General features: G+C 66.9%; 10 protein-coding genes. 6 read left to right on the forward strand and 4 right to left on the reverse strand.

Translation table 11 applies throughout. From position 1 onward, the window contains the following. Positions 1–588: thiamine pyrophosphate-dependent dehydrogenase E1 component subunit alpha (locus VJ673_RS00005; RefSeq protein ID WP_324123947.1), on the reverse strand; the 588-nt coding region annotated here is incomplete at its 3' end. A 425-nt stretch (positions 589–1013) separates the two neighbouring features. Between VJ673_RS00005 and VJ673_RS00010 the strand changes: the two genes are divergently transcribed. Both VJ673_RS00010 and VJ673_RS00015 read left to right on the forward strand, forming a co-directional pair. Continuing rightward, positions 1014–3059 carry a sigma-54-dependent Fis family transcriptional regulator gene (locus VJ673_RS00010; protein WP_324123948.1) on the forward strand — a complete coding sequence of 682 codons (2046 nt, stop codon included), beginning with the start codon at positions 1014–1016 and terminating at the stop codon, positions 3057–3059. Between the two features lie 131 nt (positions 3060–3190). Beyond that, entirely contained in the window at positions 3191–5302 is a 2112-nt protein-coding gene (locus VJ673_RS00015) for a catalase (protein ID WP_324123949.1), read from the forward strand. Between the two features lie 147 nt (positions 5303–5449). Here VJ673_RS00015 and VJ673_RS00020 read toward each other — a convergent pair whose 3' ends face one another. Beyond that, positions 5450–6790, reverse strand: coding sequence for a sigma-54 interaction domain-containing protein (locus VJ673_RS00020; RefSeq protein ID WP_324123950.1), 1341 nt, complete (start codon positions 6788–6790; stop codon positions 5450–5452). 197 nt (positions 6791–6987) lie between these two features. Between VJ673_RS00020 and VJ673_RS00025 the strand changes: the two genes are divergently transcribed. The 4 genes from VJ673_RS00025 to VJ673_RS00040 are packed head-to-tail and all read left to right on the forward strand — an operon-like array spanning position 6988 to position 10310. After that, entirely contained in the window at positions 6988–7518 is a 531-nt protein-coding gene (locus VJ673_RS00025; RefSeq protein ID WP_324123951.1) for a cupredoxin domain-containing protein, read from the forward strand. A 14-nt stretch (positions 7519–7532) separates the two neighbouring features. Then, on the forward strand, positions 7533–9020 hold the full coding sequence (locus VJ673_RS00030) for a cbb3-type cytochrome c oxidase subunit I (protein WP_324123952.1): 1488 nt from the start codon (positions 7533–7535) through the stop codon (positions 9018–9020). Positions 9021–9042: 22 nt separating this feature from the next. Then, positions 9043–9657 (forward strand): SCO family protein, encoded by a 615-nt coding sequence (locus VJ673_RS00035; protein WP_324123953.1) that lies wholly within the window; start codon positions 9043–9045, stop codon positions 9655–9657. Next, positions 9657–10310, forward strand: a complete 654-nt coding sequence (locus VJ673_RS00040) for a hypothetical protein (protein ID WP_324123954.1) — start codon at positions 9657–9659, stop codon at positions 10308–10310. Before VJ673_RS00035 ends, VJ673_RS00040 begins: the two co-directional genes overlap by 1 nt. Here VJ673_RS00040 and VJ673_RS00045 read toward each other — a convergent pair. Further along, complete coding sequence (locus VJ673_RS00045; protein WP_324123955.1) at positions 10252–10680, reverse strand: c-type cytochrome; 429 nt, start codon at positions 10678–10680, stop codon at positions 10252–10254. The genes VJ673_RS00040 and VJ673_RS00045 overlap by 59 nt on opposite strands. A 106-nt stretch (positions 10681–10786) precedes the next feature. Then, positions 10787–12196: a pyrroloquinoline quinone-dependent dehydrogenase gene (locus VJ673_RS00050; RefSeq protein ID WP_324123956.1), complete on the reverse strand. Its 1410-nt coding sequence runs from the start codon at positions 12194–12196 to the stop codon at positions 10787–10789. Positions 12197–12284 lie beyond the last annotated feature (88 nt).

Here is a 12284-nt window from a genome sequence, read left to right on the forward strand (position 1 = left end):
GCGATCGGCGATGTTCTCGCAGGGCACCGAGTACTTCGACGAGGTCGCCTCGGCGTAGCCGTTGTTCTCGGCGACGAAGATCGCCGGCAGATTCCATACGGCGGCGAGGTTCATCGCCTCGAAGATCGTCCCCTGGTTCGATGCGCCATCGCCGAAGAAGCACACGCCGACGTCCTGCGTGCCGCGCAGCTTCGCGGCCAGCGCGGTGCCGCAGATCAGCGGACCGCCGCCGCCGACGATGCCGTTCGCGCCGAGCATGCCGACCGACAGGTCCGCGATGTGCATCGAGCCGCCCTTGCCCTTGCAGGTGCCGGTCGCCTTGCCCCAAATCTCGGCCATCATCCCGACCGGATCCACGCCCTTCGCGATGCAATGGCCGTGGCCGCGGTGCGTGCTGGCGATGTAGTCGGTGCCGGTCAAGTGCATGCACACGCCGGTCGCGGACGCTTCCTCGCCGGCATACAGATGCACGAAGCCGGGAATCTCGCCGGTCGCGAAGTCGGTATGTACGCGCTCCTCGAACTCGCGGATCGTGCGCATGATCCGGTAAGCCTTGAGCAGGCCCTCACGGTTCAGTGTCTCGCTCATCATTGCTCCTCACTTGGTTGAATGGTTTCGAGCCCCGCAGCACCTGCGCCGGACGCCGACCGCCCCCGGAGGCGACCGCCGCATGCCGCGGACCTGAGCTCCCTTCCGCACGGCGCGTGCCAGCTGCGGGGCGACACCCTCTTCTCCCGCTCAACGAAGCGCACAACAGACTGAAAATAACGAGAAAAATGCAGGCGACTCGTTGCGTACGACTTGAAAGGAAAGACCCGGGACGACGATTTCGGAGGCTCTCCGGGCGGCCCGCTGAGACACCCGGCCCGCGATTCCGCAGACAGCTGTCTCAGCCCGGTGAGACACCTGTCCGCATTGATTTCCCCACTGGCCGGGAATACGCTGAAAGCAAAGGAAAAAGCACTTCTATCCAAATACATCCGGCGCGGGACGCCGGAGACGAGAGGAAGGCAATGAGGAGACCTCAGGAGATCGTCCAGCACGTCGGACGCGTGATCGACGTCGTCGAACGCGGACTGCCGCTCGGACGCGACAGCAGTTTCGAGCGCCTTGCGCGCTCGTGGCGGCGATCGCTCAGCACTCATCAGATCGACCCCGCGCTCGCGACCACGCCGCGCGTCGTCACGGCCCAGGAGCTGCGCGAACACCGCGACCGCATCGACGCCTTCATGCGCATCGCCCGCGAAGGCATGGACCGCCTGCACGCGCAGCTGCGGCCCGTGAACTACTGCGTGCTGCTCACCGACGCCGATGGCGTCACCGTCGACTTCCGCACTGTTCCCGAGCTCGACCGCGAGTTCAAGGCCGAAGGTTTTCGGGTCGGCACCTGCTGGTCCGAGGCGGCCGAAGGCACCTGCGGCGTCGGCACCGCGCTGATCGACGGCCAGCCGATGCTCGTGCATCGCGACGAACACTTCCGTTCGCACAACATCGCCTTCAGCTGCAGCTCGGTGCCGATCTTCGGCCCGGACGACCATCCGATCGCCGTGCTCGACGCCTCGGCACTCAACGCCCCCGCTCAGCGCGAGAGCCAGCTCCTCGTCTATCGCCTGGTACTCGACCGCGCGCAGCAGATCGAGAACGCCTTCGCGTGGTACACGCTGCGCCCCTACTGGGTGCTGCAGCTCGGGCGGCTCGCCGAGTACCTCAGCGTGCAGACCGACTACCTCGTCGCCTTCGACGACAGCGGCCGCATCGTCGGCGGCAACCGGCGCGCACGGCTCGAACTGCTCGACGGCGACGCCGCCCCGCCACCGGCCTTCATCCACGATCTCTTCGAATGCACGACGAACGAGATCCTCGCCGCCGCACACGGGCAGCCGGGCCAAGCCTTCCCGCTGCGCCTCACGACGAACGGCGAACGGCTCTTCGCGATCCTGCGCGCGCCCGCGCCTCGCAGCCGCAGCGGTCTCGTGCTGCCAAGCGCGATCGACGACGCCGCCACCGAAGAGGGCGCCCGCGCGAAAATCCCCGGCTTCTCGCATCTCGCGCTCGACGACGCACGCCTGCGCGGCAACGTCGAACGCGCGCTCAAAGTCGCCAACCGCGACATCCCGGTGATGCTGCTCGGCGAAACGGGCACCGGCAAGGAAGCCTTCGCGCGCGCGATCCACGACTACAGCGAACGCCGCGACAAGCCCTTCGTCGCACTCAACTGCGCGGCGATCCCCGAGACGCTGATCGAAAGCGAACTCTTCGGCTACCGCGACGGCGCCTTCACCGGCGCACGCAGCAAGGGGGTTCGGGGCAAGATCCTGCAATCGGACGGCGGCACGCTCTTCCTCGACGAGATCGGCGACATGCCGCTGCAACTGCAAAGCCGCCTGCTGCGCGTGCTCGCCGAAGGCGAAGTGTTGCCGCTCGGCGCCGAAACGCCGATCCCGGTGCGCCTGCACGTCGTCTGTGCCACCCACCAGGACCTGCCCGATCTCGTCCAGCAGGGACGCTTCCGCGAAGACCTCTACTACCGCCTCAACGGCGCCGTCTTCCTGCTTCCGCCGCTGCGCGAACGCGAGGACATCCGCGGCGTCATCGACAAGGTGATGCGCGAGGAAGCCACGGCGATGGACCGGCCGACCCTGCACCTCGCGCCCGCCACCCTCGACGCCCTCGTGCGTCACGACTGGCCCGGCAACATCCGCCAGCTCCGCCACGCGATGCGCTACGCCTGTGCGATCGCCGACGGCGACGCCGTCGAGCTCGAACACCTGCCACCCGACCTCTTCCGCGCACGCGTGTGCGCTCACGCGGCCGCGTCACGCGGCGACGCCTTCGACGATGTGCCGCCGCTGCGCCTTCCTTCGCACAGCGACGCGCCCCGCCGGCCGCTATCGAACGCCGACGCCGAGCTGCGCGCCCAGATGCTCGCGGCGCTGCGCCGCCATCAATGGCAGGTCAGCGTCACCGCCCGCGAACTCGGCATGTCGCGCGCCACCTTCTATCGCAAGATGACGCGGCTCCAGATCGTCAGTCCGAATCGGAGGGAGTTCGACGCGTAAAGGCGCAGGAGCGCCGATTGCAGCCGACGAGAAGTTTGTTCCGTCTCCGTCTCCGTTCCGCCGCATCGGGCGCCCGCCCGGTTCGAGCGGGAGCGGAGCCGGGAAATCGTCGACTGCCGATCAGGAGTTCCATGATGACCAAGAAGGACAAGGGATCGAGTCCCGCCAAGACCGCCGCCGGCGCTGGCGCACGCCCGGCGCAGACGCCCGGACAGGCGGGCGAAGTGCATCAGGTCGCGGGCGCTTCGCATCCCGCGCTGACCACGAACCAGGGTATCCCGATCGCGGACAACCAGAACTCGCTACGCTCGGGCGCCCGCGGGCCGACCCTTCTCGAGGATTTCATCCTCCGTGAAAAAATTACCCACTTCGATCACGAGCGTATTCCCGAGCGCATCGTGCACGCCCGCGGCTCCGCCGCCCACGGCTACTTCGAGCTCACGCAGTCGCTTGCGCAGTACACGAGCGCACGGGTCCTGACCGAAGTCGGCGTGCGCACACCGGTCTTCACCCGCATTTCGACGGTCGCCGGCGGTGCGGGATCGGTCGACACGCCGCGCGACGTGCGCGGCTTCGCGGTGAAGTTCTATACGGAGGAAGGCGTCTGGGACCTCGTCGGGAACAATATCCCCGTCTTCTTCATCCACGACGCAATCAAGTTCCCGGACCTCGTCCACGCGATCAAGATGGAGCCCGACCGCGGCTTCCCGCAGAGCGCCACGGCTCACGACACCTTCTGGGACTTCATCTCGCTCACCCCGGAATCGATGCACATGATCATGTGGATCATGTCCGACCGCACCATTCCCCGCTCGCTGCGCATGATCGAAGGTTTCGGCGTGCACAGCTTCCGCCTGGTCAACGACGCGGGCGATTCCACCTTCGTAAAGTTCCACTGGCGGCCGAAGCTCGGACTGCAGTCGACGGCGTGGGACGAAGCCGTGAAGATCGCCGGCGCCGACCCCGACTTCCATCGCCGCGACCTCTTCGAGACCATCCAGAAGGGCGACTTCCCCGAATGGGAGTTCGCGGTCCAGCTCTTCACCGAGGAAGAAGCGGAGCGCTTCCCCTTCGACCACCTCGACGCAACCAAGCTCATCCCGGAAGAACTCGTTCCGCTGCAGGTCATCGGCCGCATGGTCCTCGACCGCTGGCCCGACAACTTCTTCGCCGAAATCGAGCAGGTCGCCTTCTGTCCGGCAAACATCGTCCCCGGCATCGACTTCTCGAACGACCCGCTGCTGCAGGGGCGGCTCTTCTCCTACCTCGACACCCAGCTCCTGCGGCTCGGCTCACCGAACTTCCACCAGATCCCGATCAACACGCCCAAGTGCCCCTTCGCGAACCACCAGCGCGACGGCAAGATGCAGATGGACCAGCCGAAGGGACGCGTGTCCTACGAACCGAGCTCGATCGACGAGGGCACGCCGCGTGAGACCCCCGACCTCGGCTTCCGCAGCGCGCGCGTCGTCGACACCGGCGAGAAAGGCCGCATCCGCGCGGAGAGCTTCGCCGACCATTACAGTCAGGCGCGGCAGTTCTATCGCAGCCAGACGAGCTACGAGCAGGCGCACATCGCCTACGCGCTGGTCTTCGAGCTGTCGAAGGTCGAACACGTCCACCTGCGCGAGGCGATGGTCGGCCACCTGCGCAACATCGACGAGGACCTCGCGCGGCGCGTCGCCGACGGCCTCGCCCTCGATGCGCTGCCCGACGCCCCGCCCCCCGCCGCCCCCGTGCAGGATCTGCCGCCCTCGCCGGCGCTGCAGATCATCGGCAAGATGAAGGACACGCTCGAAGGCCGTGTCGTCGGCATCCTGATCGCCGATGGCAGCGACGGCGCGACGCTGAGCGACCTTCGCGACGCCGCGATGGCCGCCGGCGCTTCGGTCAAGATCGTCGCCCCCAAGATCGGCGGCGCAAAGTTGGCGGACGGATCGATGCAGCCCGCCGACGGCCAGCTTGCCGGCATGCCTTCGGTCATGTTCGACGCCGTCGCGGTGATCCTGTCCGACGCCGGCGCGCAACAACTGGCCGGCGAGTCCGCAGCGCTCGCCTTCATCACCGACGCGTTTGCGCACCTCAAGGCCCTCGCCCTCGACGCAGGCGGCCGGGCCCTGGCGCAGAAGACCTCCATCGGCACCGACGCCGGCGTGGTCGACGCTGCAGACAGCGCAGCCTTCATCGCCGCCGCGCGTACGCGACAATGGGATCGCGAACCGAAGGTACGCATCCTGCCCTGAGTCCGGCCGGGGGCGCGACGGCGTTCCCGGCGCGCTTTATGTCCGCCCCCTACTGCGTCCACGGGCGGATTAGAGGTATCACCCCTCGCGGGCGAACTCGTCCGGGCGGCACACCACGGGGCATAACGTCCCCTCCAGCACAATGCCTCACGCAGACTTGAGCCGCTTCCACAAGGTCGTGCGCGACATCCCGAGCCGCCGCGCGGCTTCCGCCTTATTGCCGCCGGACTCTTCGACGACACGCAGAATCTGCGTGCGCTCCTCGTCTTCGGTCATGGGCGAGGTGTAATAGCGTGTCAGCGGCACTGCGGCCGGCGCCGTCGCAGCGACAGGCATCGCCAACTCCGGCTGCAGATGCCGCGGCAAAATCGTGGGACCGTCGGCGTTCACAACCGCGTACTCCAGCGCATTGAAAAGCTGGCGCACGTTGCCCGGCCAGGCGAAGGATTCCATCATGCCGATGGCCTCCGGCGACAGCCGCAGGTCGGGCCGCCGGTAGCGTTCGCCGAGTTCACCGAGCAGCTTGCCCGCGAGCAGCGGAATGTCCTCGCGGCGCTCGCGCAAGGCCGGTACATGCAGCGGGAGCACGTGTAGCCGGTAATACAGATCCTCACGAAACTCGCCGCGACCCACCATCGCCGCCAGGTCGCGATGCGTTGCGGCGACGACCCGGACGTCCACCTTGCGGGGATGATTCTCACCCACACGCACGACCTCGCGCTCCTGCAGCACGCGCAGCAGCCGCGTCTGCGTCGCGGGCGAGATCTCGCCGATCTCGTCGAGGAGCAGCGTGCCGCCGTTGGCCGCTTCGAAGCGGCCGACCCGCGCCCCAGTGGCGCCGGAAAAGGCACCCTTCGCGTGCCCGAACAATTCCGACTCCTGCAGGCTCTCCGGCAGCGAGGCGCAATGCACGGCGACATACGGCCCCTTCGCGCGGGCCGAGTTGTCGTGCAGCGCGCGGGCGACGAGTTCCTTGCCGACACCGCTCTCACCGGTGACCAGCACGTTGGCGTCGCTCGCGGCAACGCGCAACACCTTCTGGTAGAGCTCCTGCATTGCGCGGCTGCGGCCGGTGAGTCCGCCGAGCTGCCAGCGGTCGCGCACCTCCGCTTCGAGCTCTACTTCGCGTGAGCGGTCGCGCAGGATGATTGCGCAGTACAGGTTGGAATCGTTCGGCGGTAGCAGCATCGCCCACATGCGCAGCGGTATGTCGAGACCCGCGGGGGTCTTGAGGACGATATCCTGAACCTTGCCGTCCTCGCCCTTCGCCGGGGTCAGCGAACATTGACCGCGGGCGTCGCACGAGCGCGCGCATTCGGTGCCGAAGAACAGCGTCGGGCACAGAGCATCCACGACGCGCGGATTGTCCCGCCCGATCATGCGGCCGGCCGCATTGTTCATGTCGACGACGCGCCGATCGGCGTCGAGAAACAGCACGCCCTCTTCAAGGCAGTCGAGGAACACGCGCAAGGTAGCCAGACTCGGCATGGAGATCGCCCTTCCGTTCAGATTGAACGTTCGCAATGAACGTTCAGGATGGATTGATGAACGCATTTCAACATCGATCCCACGCCACAAAAATGATTGGCATCAATCGGTTGGCGAATGTGGCACGGCACTCGCTATTTATTGTCCAGGGGGACGCCCATGTCCCGACGACGAACACATGGACAGGAGAACCCATCGTGCAACCCATTGCCTGGCAACTATCACTCGTCTTGATGACGCTCGTGGGGTTCGGCTTCGCCTTTGTCGCCATCAATTCGGGCCGACGGCAGGACGACTATACCCCGCTGCAGAAACGCGCCTACCGCCTGCGCACCCGTCTCTTCTGGGGACTCGTACTGGTGTTGGGACCGGCCATGATCTACACGCTCATGGATCTGCCCTATGGCGCCGCGCGCGCCGGATCCGGTTCGGGCCCTGCGCAGATCGTCGACGCCACCGGCTACCAGTGGCACTGGGACTTGAGCCAGGACCACGTCACCGCCGGTCAGCCGGTCGAGTTCCGCGTCACGAGCGGCGACGTCAATCACGGCTTCGGCATCTACGACGCCAACCTGCATCTGGTCGCGCAGACGCAGGCGATGCCCGGCTACACCAACACACTGCGCTACACCTTCAAGGAATCTGGCACCTACCGGATCCTGTGCATGGAGTACTGCGGCGTCGCACACCACAACATGATGACCGAAATCCGGGTCGACGCTCGCTAAGGGAGGACACGCACATGGCGACCTACACATACGAACACCGGCCCGACCACGGGGCCAAGGCCGGCGTGCTGGCTTATCTGGCGACCGCGGCGGCGGTGCTGCTGCTGATGATGGTCTTCGGCCTGCTGATGCGCCTCGAGCAGGCGCAATGGATCTCGATCGGCGTCGGCCGCTTCTATGAACTGATGACGCTGCATGGCGCCGGCATGGTGGGTATCGCGGGGATCGCCGGCGCGTCGGTGATGTGGCACTTCCTGCGCCAGTACGTCGATCTGTCGTCGCGCATCTTCATCGCGAACCTCGTGCTGTTTCTCATCGGCGTCGGGATGATCCTCGCGAGCGTGCTGCTCGGGCACTTCCACGGCGCCTGGACCTTCCTGTTCCCGCTGCCCGGCAAGTCGATGGGCATGTGGAGCGCGGATGCGGCGGCGCTCTTCATGGGCGGACTGCTGGTGATCGGCGTCGGCTTCCTGCTGCTGCATCTGGACGTCGCCCGAGCGATTGTCGCGCGCTACGGCAATTTCGCGCGCGCACTCGGCTGGCCGCAGCTCTTTGGCCGCGACGACGGCAACGCGCCGCCGCCGACGGTGGTTGCGAGCGCGATGGTCACCGTCGTCAACGTCATCGGCTTGGTCGTCGGCGCAAGCATCCTGACGATGATGCTGGTGAACCTTTATGTGCCCAGTTTCGCCATCGACCCGCTGCTCGCAAAGGGGATGATCTACTTCTTCGGCCACGTCTTCATCAACGCGACGATCTACATGGCGGTGATCGCCGTCTACGAGATCCTGCCGCGCTACACCCAGCGGCCGTGGAAGGCGAACAAGGTGTTCCTCGCCTCCTGGACCGCCTCGACGCTGATGGTGATGTTCATCTTCCCGCACCACCTGCTGATGGACTTCGCGTTTCCGAAGTGGATGCTGATCATGGGCCACATCATCGGCTACCTGAACACGCTGCCCATCCTCGTCGTCACCGGCTACGGCGCGCTGATGATCGTCTATCGCTCCGGCATCCGCTGGGACATGGCGTCGAAGCTGCTGTTCCTGTCGCTGTTCGGCTGGGCGGCGGGCGCGATGCCGGCCTTCATCGACGGCACGATCACCGTCAATTACGTCATGCACAACACACTGTGGGTGCCGGGGCATTTCCACACCTACCTGCTGCTCGGCATGGTGGCGATGGTGTTCGGCTTCATGTACTACCTCGGCAAGCCGGACCACGAGGCCGACGACCGCCTGATCGACCGCATCGCGTTCTGGCTATTCACGTCCTCGGTGCTCGGTTTCACGCTGAGCTTCCTGTATTCCGGCAAGGAAAGCGTCGCACGCCGCTACGCCGCCCACCTGCCCGAATGGGTGCCGTACGACCGCATCGCCTCGGTGTTCGCGATGCTGGTGATCGCCTCGTCGCTCCTCTTCGTCGGCCGCTTTTTCGCCCGCATCAGGCTGGCGCGTCACGACTACCAGCGTGCGCCGGTCGCCCGCGCGGCGGTCGCCTGAAACGGTTCGTGAGTCGCGGCGCATGAAGACGCTCGCGCGCACCGCCCTCGTCACGACGCTGGTGACCGTCCTCGGCACCGGCGTCCTGTGGGGGGGCACCGATGGCTTCACCGCCTTCACCGCGGAGACCGCGCGGCGGGCCGACATCCTGCGCAGCCCGCGGCCGCTGCCCGCGGCCGTCCTCGAAGACCAGGACGGCCGCGTCTTCAGTCTCGACGACTACCGTGGACGGCTGCTCGCAGTCGAATTCATCTATACCCGCTGCACGACGATCTGCAGCAGCCTCGGCGCGGCGTTCAGGCAGATCCGCGACCGGCTGCCGCCCGCCGCCCTCGGGCGCGACGTCGCGCTGCTGAGCATCAGCTTCGATGCCGAGCGCGACGACCCGGCGAGCCTCAAGGCCTACGGCCGCAGCCACGGCGCCGACGGCGAACATTGGCGGATCGTGCGCGTGCGAGACGCGGCGCAGCTGAACGCGCTCCTCACCGCCTTCGGCATTGTCGTGATTGCCGACCGGTTCGGCGGATTCGAGCACAACGCCGCGATCCATCTCGTCGGCCGCGACGGCCGGCTCGCCGAAATCGCCGACCTCGACGCGCCGCTACGCTTCGCCGACAAGCTGAGGGAGGCGCTGTGATGAACACTGTGACTCGCGCCGGCATCGGCCTGCACGTGCTCGGCGCGCTGTACCTGCTGCTCGCGACGCCGGACGCGCGCGCGTGGCTCGAAGCAACGATGAGCGGTCACATGCTGGTGCAGATTCCGCTGCTCGCGGCGCTCGGCTTCGTCGCCTGTCGCCTGCTGCCCGACGCCTGGCAGGAAGCGCTGCTCGCCGCCGCCGGCGGCCCGATCCCACACGTCGTCGTCGCGCTCTTCGCATCGAGCTGGTGGATGCTTCCGCGAGCACTCGACGAGGCGTTCGCGAACCTCACCGTCGAAGCCGCGAAATTCGTCAGCCTGCCCGCACTCGTCGGCCTGCCGCTCGCGCTTGCGTGGCGACGGCTCGGCACGATCGGCCACGGCTTCATCTGGACCAACTTCATCAGCATGCTCGCCGTCCTCGGCTGGCTCTACATCGCTGCGCCAGTGCGCGTGTGCAACAGCTATCTCGTCGATCAGCAGGAGAGCGCCGGCTGGCTGATGGTGAAGCTCGCGCTGCTGCTGTTCGCGGGGTGGCTCGCATCGCTATTCGTCGGCGGCAGCCCGGAGAACGACGCATCGCTTTCCCGCCCTACTGCGCCCCCAGAAACTGCAGATACGCCACCAATTCCCATATCTGCTCCGCGCTGAACGCCGCGCCCCACGGCGGCATCACGTCCGCGCCCACGCGCCCCTGCGTGATCGTCTCGAACATCACGCGCACCGGCAAATCCTTGCGCCCCTTGAAATCCGGCGCCCGCCCGCCGATACCTTCGAAGCCGTGGCAGTAGCCCGCGCAAGTCTTGTTGAAGCGCTTGCGGCCGGCCTCGATACGGGCCGGGTCGTCGAGCGCGAACGGCGCCTGCGGCTCGCCCGCCGAGACAGGCGCCTCGCTCGCCGCATCCCGTGACGGAGGTCCGACCGCCGCACACTCGAAGGACAGGCCCGCGCACAGCGCCAGCCCCCCAATCACCCGCACCAGCCGAGCGCGGCGCCGGGAAAGCTTCATCCGAAACATCATCGATCCATCCATGGCTGTTCCCCAGAAAAAACGGGGCGGCGACCTTCGCCGCCCCGCGAACAAGAGCGGGAGCCAAGACCCGCCCAAGGAGGAAGACGAAAAGCGTTCAGTCGACCGTGAAGGCGATCAGCGCCGCGCCGCCCGGCAGATCCTTGATCTGCGGATAGGCTCCCGCGAGGAAGCCCGGCGCATGCGAACCGAGCCCGGTCGGGACGACGATGTACTGGCGCCCGCCCGCCGCGTAGCTCACCGGCCCGCCGCGCAGCCCGGAGCCGGCGCTGAAGCGCCACAGCTCCTTGCCGTTGTCGGCGTCGTAGGCGTAGATGCGCCCTTCCATGTCGCCGGTGAACACCAGCCCGCCGGCGGTGGTCAGCACACTCGAGAGCGGCGGCATGTCGTAGCGGATGCTCCACTTCACCTTGCCCGTCAGTGGATCGCGCGCATCCAGACGCCCGTGCGGCTTGTCGGCAGGGGGCGGCACGAGCTTGATCTCGTCGATGCCGAGCGACAGCGCGGAGATCGCCGTCAAGTTCGCCGGATCGTCGCGACCGGCCGTGACCTCATTGCACACCTCCATCGCATGCGAGTACCACAGCCCCGTCTGCGGGTTGTAGGCGCCGTGGTTCCAGCTGCGTGCGCCGAGGAGATTCGGGCAGAAGAGCTTCTTCTTGCCCTCCTCCGGATACACCGGCTCGATCAGCCGCCCGGTCTTCGGATCGATGCCCTTCACCCAATTCACGTTCTGCGCGAACTGCCAGACGTTCTCGAGCTTGCCGTCGTCCTTGTCCATCACGAACACGAAGCCGCTCTTGTTCAGATGCACGATCACGTCCTTGCCGTCCGCGCCCTTGACCATCAGCGCCTCGTAGGCCGAGTCGAAGTCCCACGAGTCGTGCGGGATCTCCTGCCGCGCCCATCTCAGCTTGCCGGTTTTCGGGTCGAGCGCGAGCAGGCTCGCCGTGTACTTGTTGTCGCCCTTGCGATCGGCGTTGAAGTAGTCCGGCGCCGCGTTCGAGGTGCCGATGTAGATCGTGTCGGTACGCGGGTCAAAGGTGCCCGGCATCCACGCGCTGCCGCCGCCGCGCTTGCGGCTGTCGCCCGGCCAGCTCTCGGGATCGTCGCGCAGGATGTCGAAGGTCCACGCCGGCTTGCCGGTGTCGGCATTGACCGCGTAGATCTTGCCGCTGATCGGCTGGTCGCCTCCCGTCGTGCCACCGAACAGCACATCGCCCGCGAGCTGCGGCGGGGCCGAGAAGAGCGCGCCGTACTGCGATTTCTGGTCCGTGAGCTGCGTCGCCCACAGCTCCTTGCCGGTCTTCTGGTCGAGCGCGACGAAGCGCCCGTCGAGCGTCCCGAGGAAGACCTTGCCGCGCCCGACCGTCACGCCGCGGCTCGCCGAGGCGTAGAAGGCCTGCTTCGAAAGCGGATCGAGCTTCGGCTCGTAGTGCCACAGCGTCCGCCCCGTCGCCCCAGAGGTCCACGAGGCGCTGGAAGGCGTTCTCGTAGCCGTTGTCATTGGCGAGGGCCGTGAGGAGGGGCGGTTCGTTGAAGACGAGGCCGCGGATGCCTAGGCTGTGGCAGAGGTCAGTCTGCATGTGGCTGGC

The sequence above is a fragment of the Aromatoleum sp. genome (assembly GCF_035254505.1).
GTDB lineage: Bacteria > Pseudomonadota > Gammaproteobacteria > Burkholderiales > Rhodocyclaceae > Aromatoleum.